This is a genomic window from Paenibacillus lycopersici, assembly GCF_010119935.1.
GTDB lineage: Bacteria > Bacillota > Bacilli > Paenibacillales > Paenibacillaceae > Paenibacillus_Z > Paenibacillus_Z lycopersici.
The window spans coordinates 3,302,351-3,318,345 of the sequence record NZ_CP048209.1 but is presented as its reverse complement, the minus strand read 5'-3'; the positions used below and the strand labels follow the sequence as shown (position 1 = coordinate 3,318,345).

The 15,995-nt window shown below is 50.1% G+C and carries 18 protein-coding genes and 1 pseudogene; 4 read left to right on the top strand and 15 right to left on the bottom strand.

Annotation, left to right across the window (positions count from 1 at the left end; translation table 11 throughout):
- Nucleotides 1-8: 8 nt before the first annotated feature.
- Nucleotides 9-833: a metal ABC transporter permease gene (locus GXP70_RS14765; RefSeq protein ID WP_162357525.1), complete on the top strand. Its 825-nt coding sequence runs from the start codon at nt 9-11 to the stop codon at nt 831-833.
- A gap of 49 nt (nt 834-882) precedes the next feature.
- Here the strand turns inward: GXP70_RS14765 and GXP70_RS14760 are convergent, their stop codons facing one another.
- Nucleotides 883-1,278 (bottom strand): Fur family transcriptional regulator, encoded by a 396-nt coding sequence (locus GXP70_RS14760; RefSeq protein WP_162360487.1) that lies wholly within the window; start codon nt 1,276-1,278, stop codon nt 883-885.
- Between the two features lie 330 nt (nt 1,279-1,608).
- On the opposite strand from GXP70_RS14760, the gene GXP70_RS14755 reads away from it, so the two are divergent.
- Complete coding sequence (locus GXP70_RS14755) at nt 1,609-2,640, top strand: CobW family GTP-binding protein (RefSeq protein ID WP_162357524.1); 1,032 nt, start codon at nt 1,609-1,611, stop codon at nt 2,638-2,640.
- Nucleotides 2,641-2,655: 15 nt separating this feature from the next.
- Nucleotides 2,656-3,060, top strand: coding sequence for a permease (locus GXP70_RS14750; RefSeq protein WP_225442809.1), 405 nt, complete (start codon nt 2,656-2,658; stop codon nt 3,058-3,060).
- Nucleotides 3,061-3,094: 34 nt separating this feature from the next.
- Here GXP70_RS14750 and GXP70_RS14745 read toward each other — a convergent pair whose 3' ends face one another.
- The 4 genes from GXP70_RS14745 to GXP70_RS14730 all read right to left on the bottom strand — a co-directional run bounded on the left by GXP70_RS14745 (nt 3,095) and on the right by GXP70_RS14730 (nt 5,741).
- A complete protein-coding gene (locus GXP70_RS14745; RefSeq protein ID WP_225442808.1) occupies nt 3,095-3,472 on the bottom strand; it encodes a hypothetical protein in 378 nt (125 codons plus the stop codon).
- 96 nt (nt 3,473-3,568) lie between these two features.
- Nucleotides 3,569-4,765, bottom strand: coding sequence for a GTP-binding protein (locus tag GXP70_RS14740; protein WP_162357521.1), 1,197 nt, complete (start codon nt 4,763-4,765; stop codon nt 3,569-3,571).
- Nucleotides 4,758-5,240: a Fur family transcriptional regulator gene (locus GXP70_RS14735; RefSeq protein ID WP_162357520.1), complete on the bottom strand. Its 483-nt coding sequence runs from the start codon at nt 5,238-5,240 to the stop codon at nt 4,758-4,760. Before GXP70_RS14735 ends, GXP70_RS14740 begins: the two co-directional genes overlap by 8 nt.
- Before the next feature lie 15 nt (nt 5,241-5,255).
- A complete protein-coding gene (locus GXP70_RS14730; protein ID WP_162357519.1) occupies nt 5,256-5,741 on the bottom strand; it encodes an ATP-binding protein in 486 nt (161 codons plus the stop codon).
- Between the two features lie 250 nt (nt 5,742-5,991).
- Here GXP70_RS14730 and GXP70_RS14725 point away from each other — a divergent pair, with 250 nt between their 5' ends.
- On the top strand, nt 5,992-6,990 hold the full coding sequence (locus tag GXP70_RS14725) for a CobW family GTP-binding protein (RefSeq protein WP_162357518.1): 999 nt from the start codon (nt 5,992-5,994) through the stop codon (nt 6,988-6,990).
- 82 nt (nt 6,991-7,072) lie between these two features.
- On the opposite strand, the gene GXP70_RS14720 is transcribed toward GXP70_RS14725, so the two are convergent.
- The 10 genes and pseudogenes from GXP70_RS14720 to GXP70_RS14675 all read right to left on the bottom strand — a co-directional run bounded on the left by GXP70_RS14720 (nt 7,073) and on the right by GXP70_RS14675 (nt 15,936).
- On the bottom strand, nt 7,073-7,828 hold the full coding sequence (locus GXP70_RS14720; RefSeq protein WP_162357517.1) for a class I SAM-dependent methyltransferase: 756 nt from the start codon (nt 7,826-7,828) through the stop codon (nt 7,073-7,075).
- Nucleotides 7,829-8,127: 299 nt separating this feature from the next.
- Nucleotides 8,128-8,232, bottom strand: a pseudogene (locus GXP70_RS14715) (GTP-binding protein); the annotation flags it as partial.
- 21 nt (nt 8,233-8,253) lie between these two features.
- On the bottom strand, nt 8,254-8,610 hold the full coding sequence (locus GXP70_RS14710) for a (2Fe-2S) ferredoxin domain-containing protein (RefSeq protein ID WP_162357515.1): 357 nt from the start codon (nt 8,608-8,610) through the stop codon (nt 8,254-8,256).
- A gap of 63 nt (nt 8,611-8,673) precedes the next feature.
- On the bottom strand, nt 8,674-9,684 hold the full coding sequence (locus tag GXP70_RS14705) for an ABC transporter substrate-binding protein (RefSeq protein ID WP_162357514.1): 1,011 nt from the start codon (nt 9,682-9,684) through the stop codon (nt 8,674-8,676).
- Nucleotides 9,685-9,730: 46 nt separating this feature from the next.
- Nucleotides 9,731-10,792 (bottom strand): methyltransferase domain-containing protein, encoded by a 1,062-nt coding sequence (locus tag GXP70_RS14700; protein ID WP_162357513.1) that lies wholly within the window; start codon nt 10,790-10,792, stop codon nt 9,731-9,733.
- A gap of 28 nt (nt 10,793-10,820) precedes the next feature.
- A complete protein-coding gene (locus GXP70_RS14695) occupies nt 10,821-11,600 on the bottom strand; it encodes a heme ABC transporter ATP-binding protein (protein WP_162357512.1) in 780 nt (259 codons plus the stop codon).
- A complete protein-coding gene (locus tag GXP70_RS14690; RefSeq protein WP_263864135.1) occupies nt 11,597-12,571 on the bottom strand; it encodes a FecCD family ABC transporter permease in 975 nt (324 codons plus the stop codon). Before GXP70_RS14690 ends, GXP70_RS14695 begins: the two co-directional genes overlap by 4 nt.
- A gap of 494 nt (nt 12,572-13,065) precedes the next feature.
- Nucleotides 13,066-13,878: a phosphotransferase enzyme family protein gene (locus tag GXP70_RS14685; protein WP_162357510.1), complete on the bottom strand. Its 813-nt coding sequence runs from the start codon at nt 13,876-13,878 to the stop codon at nt 13,066-13,068.
- Between the two features lie 251 nt (nt 13,879-14,129).
- Nucleotides 14,130-14,966 (bottom strand): carbohydrate ABC transporter permease, encoded by an 837-nt coding sequence (locus GXP70_RS14680; RefSeq protein ID WP_162357509.1) that lies wholly within the window; start codon nt 14,964-14,966, stop codon nt 14,130-14,132.
- A 13-nt stretch (nt 14,967-14,979) separates the two neighbouring features.
- On the bottom strand, nt 14,980-15,936 hold the full coding sequence (locus tag GXP70_RS14675; protein WP_225442807.1) for a carbohydrate ABC transporter permease: 957 nt from the start codon (nt 15,934-15,936) through the stop codon (nt 14,980-14,982).
- Nucleotides 15,937-15,995: the final 59 nt, after the last annotated feature.

Here is a 15,995-nt window from a genome sequence, read left to right as displayed (position 1 = left end):
GAATCGATGTGCTTCAATACGATTTTATGCAGCATGCTTTCCTGGCAGGGACGATTGTCGCCATCATGGCCGGCGCCATTGGCGTCTTCGTCATCGCCCGCAATCTCTCGTTCATCGCACATTCCTTCTCGCACATCGGCTTCTCGGGAGCTGCATTCTCCGTATACGCGGGATGGAATCCCATAGGCGGCCTGCTGTTGTTCTCCTTGGCTAGCGCTTTCGCGATCGGCGGATTCGGAGTGAAATTATTCCGGAGGGAAGTTACGATTAGCGTTATTCTTAGTTTCTTTCTGGGGCTTGGTCTTCTATTCCTATCTCTTTCCACGAAAAAGGCTTCTGCGATGTATGCGTTGTTGTTCGGAAGCGTCGTTGGCATCAGCTGGCATAATGTCGCGGAGATCATGTACTTATCCATAGCCGTGCTTGGCGCATTCGTCCTCTTCTATAAACCGCTTAAATTCGATTCTTTCGACCCAACCGGCGCTCAAGCCGCTCGTTTGCCGGTTCGCTTGATTTCGATTGGGTTTCTCCTGCTGTTGGCGATAGCCGTGTCCGAAGCCATTCTCATTGTCGGCGCTTTGCTTGTGTTCACTTTAATGACCGCTCCGGCGGCAGCGGCACGACATATGACGCATTCGGTGTCGCGCATGATTCTATGGTCCATGTCGTTTGGCGTGCTAGGCGTCTGGGGAGGTTTGATCCTGAGCTATTATACGAATGCGCCGGTGAGCTTCTATATCACAGCCTTGGAAACCTTATTTTATTTCGGGGCTTTGTCATGGCGCTGGTATAAGGACCGGCGAATGACGACTCCGGTTCCAGGCGAGGTATAAAGATCAAAGCCGGTCATCCGTTGTTTCGAGGAGGACCGGCTTTGTTGGTTTACTGACAGTCTTCGCATATGCCATAAATTTCAAACCGATGATTTAGAATTTTGTAACTGCCCGGCAGCTGCATATCCTGCTCCATCGGGCAAAAATCAAACGACAGCGTCTTCTCGCAATTCACGCAAATTAAATGATGATGGTGATGGGATAAGCAATTGGCTCTGAATTTTAATCCGCCGTCCATGAAATAAAACTGTTCCAGCACGCCCATTTCGCTCATCATGCGCAAATTCCGATAAACGGTATCGAAACTTACGCTGGGATAAATCGGGACCAGGCGGTCGTAAACGTCTTTCGGGGATAAATAGCCTCTATGCTCCGCGATAATCGTGACCATGGATCTGCGCTGGTCCGTGATACGCCAGCCGTTTCGGGACAGCGTTTCGAGCATTTCTTTTATGTTCTCTTCCGGGTTCAAAGTATTCTCATGGTGGTGGGAATGAATAGTTTCAGAATGCCGTTCTTCGCTCACGAATCATCTCTCCTTGTGTGTAAAGCCATTCTCGTTTGTATATACTTTAACAAAAAAAATAAAGGCAGCCAAGTCGAGCGTGAGATCGGCGACAGGTTTTGCGCTCGGATGCAATATAGCAGGTCCCTTTAGTGCGTAGTGTCAAGAATTTGACCTGGAATGAGAGAATTGATCCGTTGTAATCCGTGTACCCGATCGATATAATCGTAATTATTACATCATTCTTTTGTGAAGAAAGGAGAGCGCCACATGCGAATTCCCGTCTTGATTTTAAGCGGTTTCCTTGGCAGCGGCAAAACCACCCTCTTGCTTCGTTTGCTAGCGGCAGCCGGAAAACGAGGATTAAAACCCGGGATTCTTATGAACGAGCTGGGGAGAAAAGACGTCGACGGCCTTATTCTGCAAGAGAGTCTGGACCTTTCCATTTCGCGGCTGCTAGATGGCTGCGTGTGCTGCTCCAAGAAAGAAGAAATGACAGGAAAGCTGCTCGAACTGATTGACGACCGCCCTGATTTGATCGTTATCGAGCTAACGGGAGTAGCGAACCCCGAGGAGGTAGCGCTCGCGCTTTCAGACCCGCAGCTGCTTCGCCAAGTTAAACTCCAACGCATTGTAACGGTTCTGGATGCCGAACATGTGCTTGCGTATAACAGTTGGTTCCAATCGGACCAAGCATTAGTCCGAACGCTACGCAGGCAAATTGAAACGGCTGACGTTCTGGTGCTGAATAAACTGGATCTTGTTTCGGCTTCGGTTCGATTCAAGGTAGAGAAAGCGCTTCGCAAACAGAATGCCACTTCCCCGATTTGGCCGGCGATTCAAAGCAATATCGATACGGATCTATTGCTTGAAGGAATCGAGAAAACAATGAAGGCATCAGATGCCCGCCTGACACCTCTTCCGGGGCGAGGTGTCGGTGTTTCAGGTAAACGCCGAATATTGGATGCTGTCTCTAATCGGTCTCATGAAAACCCTTCATTTACGCGCGTCGCTACGCTTTCTTTTGAATTGCCTTCTTTAGGACAACTCACCTCCAGACAAATTGAGCAATTTCTCGCATTGCATAAAGAAGTGTTGCTGCGAGCAAAAGGATATTTCAAATTTAGCCATCAGACAGAACCATTCCTCCTGCAATATTCCGGCAAAAGAGTCACTTGGGAAGCCGCTCCGCAGTATGAAGGCGTTTCTTATTTGGTTCTTATCGGCCTTGATTGGGACGAGGCAGATGTCATTCGGGAATTGGAGATGACTTTAGAACGAAACGGCATACGTAACGCCTAACTCGTAATTGCGACATTGTCGGAACGATGGATTCAACGAATGATTCCTAAGAATTTCTTTTTCGCCTTCATTACCGCCGCTTTGCTTGGCATCTTTTTTCCGATTTGCGAATGCGGAATTATTCCTGTAGTCAGAGGCTTCATCAAACGAGGACTGCCGCTTCATTTGGGAGTGGTCATCCTGATCGCCTCCCCCATCGTAAATCCTATCGTATTCACTTCGACTTATTTTGCCAAGGCCATCGCTACGATTGCCCATATTAACGACGAGTTCCTTGCGACTGGCAAGTATATCATTTTAGGCGCGATTGTGACCGGTTTGATCCAAACCTTTTTAAGTCGGGATCATTTTGTTGCTTTGAACGATAATCGATGGATATCTCCTATTACAGGCCAAGGACTCAAAACAACCCGTATTTGATCAGAAGCATCTGACAAGTACGGGTTGTTTTGTGTTACCCTGGGTCCAGCGTTGCAAAGTTCAATGCGCATCGCTCCATTAAATAGCAAAAGGAACGGTTATGTTGAATGAAAAACGATGATAAATCATAACGCTTTTCATGAGGCTCATATGTAATAAGGACCCGATGTTGAAGGCGTTCCATAGTAAAGCGCACAAACCTTGTTGCCCTTTCGGATTCGGGAATTGTTAAATAGGCATAAAGCGAGTGGTCGACCGGCTCATCGGACAGGCTTACGCCCGCACATGAATGCTCCGTATCAATCCCTGAGCGCCATAGAATCGTGATCGCCTTGAGCCATTCTGCATCCAATACGATATTTCTTAAAATGACCGTCTGTTTGGGACGTCTTCGCGGTTTCTGCCTGACCACCCATCGCTCTAGCTCCCTTTGTCTTCGCTGCCATCGTTCCCGTCCTTGATCAGTGAGAATCAGCTCTTCTAGATCATCGGAGTGCATTCTGATCACCTAGAATCTTGGCAGCGGGTCGTGGAATTTGCGCCAGTCCATATCCATCTCCTGAGGCGTCAGCAGCGCCGTGTCCAGCCTGGATGTGAGCTGCCCTCGATCCATCTTCACACCGATAAGTACGAGCTTCGTTACCCGGTCGCCATATTCCTCGTCCCAATCGGACGTTTTCTCGTATTTGCTTCCAAAATAGTCAAAGAACTCCTCATCGGATAACGATGCGACCCATAAGCCGGCAGGCGATAATTGTCTCGATACCCCGGCTTGGCTATACGAGATTGCCGTATTGTTACGCGTTGCCACCCACATAATGCCTTTTGATCGGATAACTTCCTCAGGCCATTTGCTTAACGTGGCAAGCAGTCGTTCAGGGTGAAACGGTATTTTGCGCATATAGACGAACGAATGAATCCCGTATTCTTCCGTTTCGGGTTCATGCTTATCCCTTTGCAGTTCTTGTATCCAGCCGGCAGATTGGCTTGCGGCTTCAAAATCGAATAAATGCGTATCGAGAATTTCTTTGGGATCAATCTTCCCATAGCTGCTCCGCAGCATTTTAGCCCCTGGCTGCAGGCTTCTCAGCGCAGATTCCAACTTCTCGAGCTCGTCCTCGGATACCATGTCGCATTTGTTAAGGATGAGCACATCGCAAAACTCCACTTGGCTTATCAGCAAATGCACGACATTGCGCGTATCATCCTCACCTGCTGCCTGGCCGCGATCCATCAAACTTTCGCGCGTATTGTAGTCCTTCCAGAAATGAAAAGCGTCGACAACCGTAACCATGCAATCAAGCCTCGTTAATTTGGACAAATCGATATTCAATCTATCGTCCACATAAGTAAACGTCTGCGCAACCGGAAGAGGTTCTCCGACACCCGTAGACTCGATCAACATGTAATCGAATCGTTGTTCGTGCGCCAACCGTTCTACTTCCTTCAGCAAGTCATCCCGAAGCGTGCAGCAGATGCACCCGTTCGACATTTCAACCAGTTTCTCTTCGGTTCTGCTAAGCCCTCCGCCGTCTCGAATTAAATCCGCATCAATATTGACTTCGCTCAAATCGTTGACGATAACGGCTACCCGAAGTCCTTCTCTGTTATTCAGAATGTGGTTAAGAACGGTTGTTTTACCGGCACCTAGATAACCGCTAAGCACTGTTACGGGAATCGGATGCCTCTGAATCGTTTCACTCATGTCGATCGGCTCCTTTAATTCGATTCGTTTTTTTGCCATTGGAAACTAACGTTCCGGGATCAGAACAAAGCTCGCAGTAACCAAATACGTCAAGCTTGAAATCGACAAAGGTCAACTGTTGAGGAAGGGGAATCGGTGTCTCGGAAGGATTAAACGGAATGGAAGTCGCTTTCTCGCAATCCATGCAAATGAAATGATAATGAGGCTGGTCGCGGTCAATCAATCGATAGCGAAGCTGATTGGAAATAACGAAGGATTCAATGAGCTCCAAGTCTGCCAGCAGCTTGATGTTCTGATACACCGTGCCGAAGCTCATGCGTGGAAACGATCGCTCCAGCTCTTGATAGATCTCCATGGCGCTTAACGGGCGTTCGCAGCTCGCCAGAAGGTGAATCAACTTTTTCCGTTGTTCCGTAATACGTGCGCCATGGTGGACGAGCTTGGCTATGTACGCATGGTCCGCGGAGGTTCCCATAGCTACTTCACCTGCCTAAGTTGCTTGATTGAAATTAACGTAATTATTACGATTAAACTTTACGCGGCTCATACTCGTCATGAGCTTCCATGATGTTATGAAACGATAAACACGTCCGGTTAATAATGGCTTTCCGCTTGGCCTGGCAAACTCGAAGATCCTTCGAAGATTGCTCGCCGTTTCACCGAGATGGCTGTGTATGATCGAATCCAGTCTTGCGACAATTAACGGAAGACCTAATCGCTCTGCCAGGTAGAAAGCCGTAAGCGTCTTGCCTGTGCCCGGAGGTCCGAACATGACCGCTTTATTGGGAACCTGAACATCGAATCGATCAAATTGTTCTCTCAATTCCAGGATCGTAATAAACTCTCCGATAATTTGACGATTCCTCGCGTGCATGACAATTCGTTTTGATTTATTTGCGCATTCTTTTGGCGTATATACGGCTGCCATATCGATGCCTTTCGCTCTCGGAAGCCGGCTGCTGCTATTCTTGCTCATCAAAGTTGTACTCCTCGTAATTATTTCGTAATTTTTACGGTGTAGAATCAAGCTTATATGTAATAATTACGTTTTAATCACAGTTTACCAACCTTGGTGCTCTTAGTCAAGCGCATCAAGCTCCGACATCAAGCTCAGTCTATTGCCGAAGCGCTGATTTTCACTATATAGCTTGCGGTGTTTGACAACCAAGATAAGAAACCCTATACTCTTAATTGTAATATTTACATATAAGAAGGAGTTGATCGCAATGATATCCCCCGAGGATACTCGCATCCCCGTTACCGTGCTGACCGGATTTCTAGGAGCAGGTAAAACGACCTTGCTGAACCATGTGCTTACAGCGGATCATGGCCAGAAGATTGCTGTAATCGTGAACGAATTCGGAGAAGTCGGCATCGACAACCAGCTTGTCGTAGGCGCAGACGAGGAAATTTTTGAAATGAACAATGGCTGCATTTGCTGTACGGTGCGTGGCGACCTTATTCGGATTCTGAGTGAATTAAAGGATGCAAAGTTCGGCAACAACGGCCGTCGCAAAGCTGATTTCGACCGCGTGCTGATCGAAACGACTGGCTTGGCCGATCCTGCGCCCGTAGCGCAAACGTTTTTCGTGGACGAGGAAATGGCCCAATTCTATAATCTGGACGCGATCGTCACTGTCGTGGACGCCAAGCATGCCGAACAGCATCTGGACGAAGGACATGAAGCGCAAGAGCAAGTCGCGTTCGCGGATGTCCTGCTGCTCAACAAAACCGATCTCGTCGCCGAAGACGAGCTTCGAAAGTTGGAGCAGCGTCTTCGTACGATGAATCAAGCCGCCAAGATTTATCGGACGCGTCAATCCCGAATCGAGCTTCATCAGATTCTCGGAATCCATGCGTTCGACCTTCAGAAGAAACTTGAAATCGAGCCCGGTTTCTTGGAAGAAGACGACCACGAACATGACGATCAGGTGACTTCCGTCTTCTTCCGCGAGACGCGCCCGCTCGATTTGAACAAGGTGGAACAATTTCTTCAGGAATGGTTAACCGATCATGGCGTGGATACGTTTCGCTACAAAGGTATTCTTCACATCAAAGGCGTGAAGCAACGCATCGTTTTCCAAGGGATTCATATGCTCTTCAGCTCCCATCCCGATCGGGAATGGAAATCCGATGAAGTGCCGACCAGCGAATTCGTTGTCATCGGGCGCAATCTGAACGAGGAATGGTTCCGTAACGAGTTTGCGGGCTGCGTAGCCATGTAATCTCTCATTGTCATCAAGAAAAGACCATGCAGCCGAATGAAAGCCCACTACGGCTGCATGGTCTTGTGATCTCCGAACAGGATCAGATCCGATGCCCTACGATAATCATTCGTTTTGAATGGCGTTTCTCGTAGCTGTCCCCGTCGTAGCTCCCATACACCGCATCCAGAACGAGACCCGCATTTTCAAGCAGACTGATCATCCTTTCCAGCGAATAGAGTTTAACGCGTTCCATATAGCGGCGTGACGGTCTATTCGGTTCCTTGACAATGATTTCTTTCATGACAAAATCACGATCGATCGAACGCGTCTCCGAAATGACGGTTCCCCGCTCCGTTCGTTCCGAATACGGGACCAGATTATCCGCGGTATTTATCGCGTTTAAATAGTCAATCACGAAGCGTCCCTCTGGTTTCAGCGCCCGCCGAATTTGCTTCAGCACTTTCAACTGCTCGTTATCTTCCTCGAAATAACCGAAAGAAGTGAAGAAATTAACGACCCCGTCGAATCCTTCCAGCTCGTACTCCGCGAACGGCAGGTCTCGCATATCGCTTCTAATCCATTGGACGCGGCCTCCGGAATCGGTTGCTCTCGCTTCTCGCAAGAGCACGGATGAAAGGTCGACGCCCGTGACGCGGAAGCCTAAGTCGGCCAGCACAAGCGCATGCCTGCCCGTACCGCAGCATAAATCGAGAATGCGGCTCTCGCTAGGGAGCTTCAGCCATTCCATGATTTTACGGACCTCGCTTATGGCTTCTTGTCCGTCTCGGTGTTTGTACACAAGCAAGTAATCTTCGCCGAAACTATCTTCAAACCATTGATGAACCTTTTGTCTCATCGTATCTTCCTCCATGTTCAAGATCCATGCAAATGTCCCCACTTCGATCCTTTATGTAATAATTACGATTCAAGACCGGGAAGACCCGGCTCCGAGACCTTATCCGGATTCGCTATTCTACACGCCATTCGAAGGTCAACTTTAACCTTATTATCGTTGCTGCAATCGCTGCTCCAATCTTAGCTCCAGCTCGTTTCGCGGAAATCGCTCGCCCATGAATACGGCAACATCGAGTACGTTCCCCTGTGGTTGAATGCGAAACAGGTCCAGTTGCCGATAGGCGTATTGGAACATCATGCGATCGCAGGGCGCAGTCCCTTCTCCAAGGCATCGTCCAATAATCTCGTGAGCAGCGTTGTTTTTCCGCTTCCCAAAAAACCGGAAAGCAGAATAATGGGAACCATCTTCAACTAAGCGGCTCCTTTCTATTCTTTCTCTATTCCTATTGCCGAACGGCCGGTAGGCACGAATTGCCGATCGAATGCGTAGACCGCCTTCTCCTCCAGCCGCTCTCCCTTGCTATGTTTGCGGACCAATGCTCCGCCTTCTTCAGGCGAAATATCCTTGTACCATATGCCTTCCGGATATGCGATTACAACGCATGCATCCGCGCAACGCCCATTGCAGCGCGTGCGCGTCGTATGCATCGTAGCGTCTACTCCCAGTTTTTTGATTTCGTCCCGGATGGCTTGCGTAACCTCGTCGCCCAAACGTCTCATGCAGCTCTCGCCATTGCAAATAAGCAAATGGCATTGGGTTTGCTGCAAATTCCATGTTGTCATCGATATCCTCCTTTTGTAGGCGCATGCCGAATCAACCTAATGATCACAAGCAATTAAGGCCAATTAAGGTTGTATTTGATCCGGATACAATCCTTCGGCGAGGGTTTGCAACGCGATCGGCGCACGGATGCCTTCTGCGGCCGCCGAGAGAGGCAGTACAATAAAGCGCTTGTTTTTTATCGCATCGACATCGACTAGCGATGCCTTGTTCTGAAGCAGCTCGATCTTCTTCGCCGCAGTCGTATCGCCGTAATCGACAACTACGATCACGTCCGGGTTGCGTGCGACCACCTCTTCCCAACTGACTTCTGTCCATCCTTTGTTCAAATCGTCAAATATGTTTTTCGCGCCGACTGTATTGATCAAGCTGGTCAGGTAGGTATTAGCTGCCGTGAACGCCTTGTCATCCCCGCTATCATAGACGAATACTTGAAGCGGTTTGCTCACAGTGCCGATTCGAGCCTGAATATCTTCCAGCTTCTTGCGGATGTCATTGACGACCTGCTTCGCTTTGCCGTCGACACGGAAAATTCGTCCGATGTTCAGAATGTCTTGGAATACGTCTTCCAGCGTGGGGGAAGGCTTATTGGACGATTCTTGCACGTAAGTCAGCACGCCTTGCTTGGCAAGATCCGATCTCAGTCCCAATGATTTCTCAGTGAAGGCGCTCTCCCAGCCGGCATAGGCAAAATCGGGAGAAGCCGCCAAGAAGACTTCCTTGGACGGATATTTCTCCGATAAAATCGGGATCTTGTCGTATTTCGCTTTAAATTCAGGCAAAATCCGATCATCCAGATAGGCTGTTCCCACCATCGATTCTTCCAAGCCGAGTGCCAGCATCACTTCAGTCGCATGCTGATTCAGGGTAATCGCCCGTTTTGGCGCCTCCGGGAAAACGAGCTTCTCGCCCCTATTTTCGATTACGACAGCCGCTTTTTCGGATGGGCTTGTTATCAATGGCTGTTCTTGCGTCTGCCGTGCGGACGACGTCCGCTTATGATCTCCGCAAGCCGCTAACAGTACAATGAGGGCCGTTCCCAGTATCATCATCATGGTGAGCTTACGCTTTTTCATAGCCATGTTTCTCCCCGTTTTCGAATTGGTTGTCGAACTGCAACGACTAAGTTTTCTTTTGCGCAATGAGTGTCATGGTCACCGGGGTGAATGCATGAACCGGCATCATGTCACCGAACGGATAGCCCCCATCCATCCATGCCCCATGGCGATAAGAAGCCGCGTTGTTTCCTTCCGTAATTGTATCTTCTAACGATTCCGCGGGTTTCCGATCACCCGGCTGCGTCGGGATCGCCGTTTGCCATGGCGTAGATAAACCGTAATTTTCAATGATCCGCGTTACTTGATATCCTTCCGACGCGAGCAACAATACCATTTCTTTAGGCGTCATCAGCGCATATTCGCGTTCAATGTTATAGCGGGATTCCATCATCCCCTCGACGTAAGTTTCATACGCGATGCTGCAACGGAAAAGCTGCCTGGACAGCGATGTTTCCCCTTCAATCCTCTGTGCGATCCATTTATCGGACTTCAAGCGCTTGCGCTGCAATCTCTCCCATCTGGGTTCGCCAGGCGGCAATAAGAGATCCACCGCAAGCTGGCCTCCTTCGGTTAACCAATTTCCTATGTTGCGCAATAATACGATTTGATCCCCCATGTCAGTAAAGTGCTGTAAGATACCATTCGGGCATAAAACGCGAGAATAAAGGCGATCCGCTTGGAACGACAAGATATCCGCTTCTACCAGCTGCAGGCGATCATCCGCTTTTTCTTTGAATAAGCGCCTCCGCTTCGCATCGGCTATTTTCAACATGCGCGGACTCCAATCGACGCCGCAGTAGCTTGCGGCAATCTCCGCGAGTTCAACTGCCAGGCGGCCCGTACCCACGCCAAGTTCCAGCACGTTCGTCGAATCCATTGCTGTCTCCAGCCAGTTTTTGTAGAATCCGATTCCTGCTTTCCCGGCAAATTGGTCGTAATATTCAGCTTCCTGTCCCGCATATCTCGGTCCCGGCTGCCGCTCATGCCGATTTCCCTGAATGCCGCAGCGGGAGCAAAGGGTACCGGCCAAGTCGGCAATAGGCGTTCCGGCGGGAACGCCGTTTCGCGTATCTCCATACCATTCGTCGTACATAAAATTACAGTAGCCGCATTTTGTCAGCGTCAACGGAATGCTCTCCTTTGCAATTGACATTTCATGATCGGACAACCATCTCCGGCAAGAAAGTGATGGACGGCTTCCCCGTTAATGGGTGCCTGTTGATTTCCGTCGCAACCTCGAACACGTCCTGCAATAGATCCTGTCGCAGCACTTGTTCGGGGCTACCGGACGCGATGATCCTTCCGGCCTTCAAAACGTACAAACGATCGCAATAATAAGCGGCTATATTCAAATCATGCAGTGCTGCAAGCGAAGTGATCTTCAGCGTCTTCACCAAATCCATGATTTGCAGCTGATACCGAATATCGAGATGATTGGTCGGTTCATCCAATATCAGACAGCTGGCTTGTTGAGCCACTGCGCGCGCAATCAGGACGCGTTGTTTCTCACCGCCGGACAATGTAGAGAAGCTGCTTCTCGCTCTATGGAGCAGTCCTACGCGCGACAACGCTTGATGAACGATTTCGCGGTCTTGACTCGTATCCGTATCAAACATCTTTTTATGCGGGCTGCGTCCCATGAAGACAATCTCTTGAACGGTGAAATCGAAAGCGACTGAGGTCTCCTGGCTTACCACCGCAACGTGTCTGGCGGATTCCTTGTGCGACATCCGAGATAAATCCTTGTCGTTCATGAAGACTTCGCCCTGGTCAGGCGCCAGCACGCGGTACATATTTTTGAGCAATGTCGATTTCCCGCTGCCGTTCGGGCCGATCAAACCGACCAATTCACCTTCTTGAATGTCCAAAGAAATCGATGCAATCAATGGTTTATCCTGGATGCGGTAAGACAGATCCTTAACTGTTATGTTCATTTGGCACCCCCGAACGAATAAGCGCTGCGCCGCAACAACCAGATGAAAAAAGGACCTCCGCATAACGCGGTGACGATCCCGATCGGAAGTTCTTCCGGCGCCAACAACAGCCTTGCCAACACGTCCGACCAAACGATAAATATCGCGCCCAACAATAGACTTACCGGGAGAACGCGTCTATGATCGGAGCCGACCAATAGCCTTGCGATATGAGGAATCATTAGCCCGACGAAGCCGATCGAACCGCTTACAGATACGATTGTCCCGGTCAAGAGCGCAGCAATAATGACCAAATATTTGCGAAAAGCAAGAATATCGACCCCCAATGTAACGGCAGCTTCTTCACCCATCAACAGTGCATTTAGGGCACGGTACTGAAATAGCAATAGAACGGTTCCTAGTACGACAACTAACGCTGGAATGGTTAAATAATCCCACTTTGCCGCAGTGAGTCCTCCCATCATCCAGTACATGGCAGAACGTATCCCTTCCTCCCGCGGTGCCATGGCCACGATGAAATTCGTAGCTGCCGACATGATCATGGATACGGCGATACCCGATAACAAAAGTCTGGTGGTCGACATTCTGCCTCCTACCCGTGCCAGCACAACAACCATGACCATGGCAATAAGCGATCCGAGAAAGGAAGATAACGATAATGCATATTGTCCAAAAAAGCGAAAAGCGCCAAACAAAATCACGAGCGTCGCCGCAACGGAGGCTCCTGAAGAAACGCCCAGTATGTACGGATCCGCCAATGAATTGCGTATCAGAGCTTGAATGGCCACGCCTGCAACGGCTAATCCGCCGCCTACCGCTACACCGAGCAGAACTCTCGGAAAGCGAATATCCCAAACGATGTGGCCCTGTCCTTGACTCCACGTCTCCGCCATCCCTCCGTTTACTCCCGGCAGGTGAGAGTAAGCGATTGTCCACACCGTTCCCGGTGCAATGGGAACGGGTCCGAGCATCACGGCGACCGTTATGGTGACGAGGAGGCCGATAGCCAACGACAATAGAAATGCTCTATAAAAGAATGGATGGTCGCGAATGGCAGCGAATTTATGCACGGATTGTTTACGTTCAGCGAACAAGGGGGGATTACTGGGCCGAAACAGCTTTTTCATCGGATCGACTCTCGATACGGAATTTGATCTTCTTCGAGTTCGAGCAACAGGATGCTGTCATGCGAGTTCATGTTCACTACTTTTCCTCCTTAAGTGATTGACCAAAATAATCATGATTTTATAATGTAATTATTACGATCTAGGTCTATTTTTTAATCCGGACCTCCGCCCGGATTAAAACGTAATTATTACAATGTAGATAGTATATAGAACGAATCCTTTGCTTGTCAATACTCAATTCCTTTTCATTCGGGCTTCACGTTGGCCTAAAGCATGGTCGGCAATTACCATAGCAATTAGTCGAGACTCGTCCGGTTGACACAAGAATTCAACCTCCGCTATATGTTCGACATCCATCGTTCAATGGCGATTAACGCTGCGGAATCCGTGACGTAGCAGGCGCGCGATGCAAGACGAAGCCGCTGGAACAGCGGTATTGCCAGCTCTTCCTCCGGCGACAGCGGGCTGACGGACGTATAGCCTCGTACGAATTCCCTCGTATAATCCCCTATGCTTCGGGTCGCGCCATGCAGTGTCCAACACCCGATATCATCGGCAACGCTGCCATACCGAACCCCTCCCCAATCCACCATGCCCGACACGACGCCGTCATGAACCAACAGTTCCGGTCCGTCGCCGCGGATCAGTTGCCGGCGCGGGTTCGCTTGCCGGTACCAATCCGATACGGCTTCAATGGACGAAGCAATCATCTGACGGGCCGGGGCCGATTGCGCATCCAATATCCCTCGCTTCATATGATCCAGCACGTCTTGTACCGCCCAGGCTCCCGCGGGATCCGTACTGCGCAAACTCGCGTGAATTTTCCCTAACAACTCGCCCAATGCTTCCGGCTCGAACTCATGCATGGATCGGGCGGTTCCGCTAACTTGGCGCAGAACGGCCAGCATCCAGGCATCAAGCCCGACGGTTATTTCGATACTGACATTACCAAGCCGATTAAGAATCGGAGCGCCGGCTTGAAGACCGGCTGCCTCTACCGCCTGACTGGCACGTAAACCGGCATTGAAGTGATGGATGTCATCGCGCGCCAATTTGACGATCGCGTTCGTCGTCAGCCACACCCGCGCGGTAGAGCCCGGGCCGAGCGGCTGCAGTTCCTCGTTGATTCCCCACAGCTCCATTAAAGCCAAGCGAACATGAACCTCGGTATTACCTTCATCGGATGGAATGTCCCTGCCTCCGGTCGGGTGACCGGAGGCAATTTCGGCCGAAATACTTCCTTCTACGTGGTTGGTATTCGATCCCTTATTCATGGAACGATCCGCGCTCATGCTTCTTCGCTCCCTTCCTATAGCAACGCTTCCAGCCAGCAAGACTCATCGGGAAAGAGCCCTGTATCCCGCGTTCATACAGAGCTCCGTTCCTTCCTTGCCATTCGCGTTTATTTGATTCCCGTGAACGTGATCCCGCGGATAAACGCCTTCTGCACCAAGAAATACAGAACCATGATCGGGAACGTAATCATGACGAGCGTAGCCATCATCAGCTGCCATTCGGCGCCGTGCTGGGACTTGAACGCCTGCATCCCGAGCATCAGCGTATATTGGCTCTCGGTGGACAAGTAGATCAGCGGGCCTTGATAGTCCTTCCAGCTGCCCATGAATTGGAACAGCGCAATCGTCAGCAACGCCGGCTTGCACAGCGGAAGCATGATGCGCGAATAGATCCGCAGCTCGGACGCGCCGTCGATCCTCGCGGCATCTTCAAGCTCCTTGGGCAGCCCCATGAAGAACTGGCGAAGCAAGAAGATATAGAACGGAACGCCGAATAATGCCGGAAGCCATAACGGAATGTTCGTGCCTACCCAACCGATATTCTTGAACGTGATGAAGATCGGGATCATCGTGACTTGATACGGCATCATCATCACGATCAGCGTCGCGCCGAATATCGGCTTGGAGCCTTTCCACGGAATACGCGCCAAGCTGTACGCGACAAGCGGACAGGACAGGAGTACGGCTACGGTCGCCAGACCGGCGATAATGAGCGAGTTCGATAAATATTTGAAAAACGGAATATAATTGATCGCATCCGGATAGTTGCTCCATACCCATGTGCTCGGAATCCACTTCGGCGGCCAATTGAACAATTCACTGTTCGCCTTGAGCGAGGTGGACACCATCCAGAGAAAAGGAGATAGGAAAAACAAACCGATAACGATGAGAACGAGATGAGCCAATGCCTTCTGATAGACTTTAAGTCTGCTGCTTGTTTCCATGACGGTTTACCCCCTATTCCCTTCCTTGGTAGTGGACCCAACGTTTTTGCGTTGCGAATATGATCGCCGTTAGAACGACGACGATGATGAACAGAATCCATGCCATCGCCGATGCATAGCCCATCTTCAAGTAAGCGAAGCCGTTCGTGTACAGATACATGACGTAGAACATCATGGAATTGGCCGGAGTGCCTTGCCCGTTCGTCAGCGTGTACGGCAGAACGAAGTTCTGCAGCGCGCCGATCGTTCCCATAATCATGTTGAAGAAAATAACCGGCGTGAGCAGCGGGAGCGTGATCGTCTTCATCCGCTGCCATGCGTTGGCGCCATCCACTTGCGCGGCGTCGTAATAATCCTGCGGCACATCCTGCAAGCCGGCCAAGTAGATGACGACCGCCTGCCCCGTCCCCCATAAGCTCATCAGAATCAACGATGGCTTGGACCAGGCTTCGCTTCCGATCCAGGGCGGTCCGGAAATCCCGATTTTATCAAGCCAGAAGTTAACCAGGCCGAACTGAGGGTTAAGCAGCCACAGCCAAATGATGACGGTTGCGATTTCCGGAACCAAGCTCGGGATGAACAACAGCGTTCGATAAATGCCCTGCCCTTTGATTCTCAAATTGAGCAGCATGGCTAGCGCCACGCCCTGCACGATACTCAAGGGCACGAAAATAAACGTGTAGTACAATGTATTGGATATGCTTTTCCAGAAGATATCGTCTTTGAGCAAGAGCGAATAGTTCTCGAAGCCGACGAACTTGCCGGGTTCCAGGATGCTGTACGTCGTAAAGCTGTAGTAAGCCGACGCCAGTAACGGATAGACGTTAAACGCGAGTAATCCCAGAATCCAGGGCGATGCGAAGAGCAAGCCGTACAAGGCGAGCTTTCTCTCGAATTTCGTCGCTTTCTTCTTGCTCGTCCGCATGATGGCAGCTGTATCGCTATGAGCGGTCGTTCCGATTTCGGCCAATCCCATTACCTCCTTCTATCGATCCGATTCTGTATAAAGAGAGAAGGGGCGGAATGTAT

What these genes read in the sequence shown, in the direction of transcription:
- GXP70_RS14760 (WP_162360487.1), bottom strand. Translation starts at nt 1,278, where the DNA reads ATGCTCGAAACGCTGTCCCGAAACGGCTGGCGTATCACGGACCAGCGC.
- GXP70_RS14755 (WP_162357524.1), top strand. Translation starts at nt 1,609, where the DNA reads ATGCGAATTCCCGTCTTGATTTTAAGCGGTTTCCTTGGCAGCGGCAAA.
- GXP70_RS14740 (WP_162357521.1), bottom strand. Translation starts at nt 4,765, where the DNA reads ATGAGTGAAACGATTCAGAGGCATCCGATTCCCGTAACAGTGCTTAGC.
- GXP70_RS14735 (WP_162357520.1), bottom strand. Translation starts at nt 5,240, where the DNA reads ATGGGAACCTCCGCGGACCATGCGTACATAGCCAAGCTCGTCCACCAT.
- GXP70_RS14730 (WP_162357519.1), bottom strand. Translation starts at nt 5,741, where the DNA reads ATGAGCAAGAATAGCAGCAGCCGGCTTCCGAGAGCGAAAGGCATCGAT.
- GXP70_RS14725 (WP_162357518.1), top strand. Translation starts at nt 5,992, where the DNA reads ATGATATCCCCCGAGGATACTCGCATCCCCGTTACCGTGCTGACCGGA.
- GXP70_RS14720 (WP_162357517.1), bottom strand. Translation starts at nt 7,828, where the DNA reads ATGAGACAAAAGGTTCATCAATGGTTTGAAGATAGTTTCGGCGAAGAT.
- GXP70_RS14710 (WP_162357515.1), bottom strand. Translation starts at nt 8,610, where the DNA reads ATGACAACATGGAATTTGCAGCAAACCCAATGCCATTTGCTTATTTGC.
- GXP70_RS14705 (WP_162357514.1), bottom strand. Translation starts at nt 9,684, where the DNA reads ATGAAAAAGCGTAAGCTCACCATGATGATGATACTGGGAACGGCCCTC.
- GXP70_RS14695 (WP_162357512.1), bottom strand. Translation starts at nt 11,600, where the DNA reads ATGAACATAACAGTTAAGGATCTGTCTTACCGCATCCAGGATAAACCA.
- GXP70_RS14690 (WP_263864135.1), bottom strand. Translation starts at nt 12,571, where the DNA reads ATGCTCGGACCCGTTCCCATTGCACCGGGAACGGTGTGGACAATCGCT.
- GXP70_RS14680 (WP_162357509.1), bottom strand. Translation starts at nt 14,966, where the DNA reads ATGGAAACAAGCAGCAGACTTAAAGTCTATCAGAAGGCATTGGCTCAT.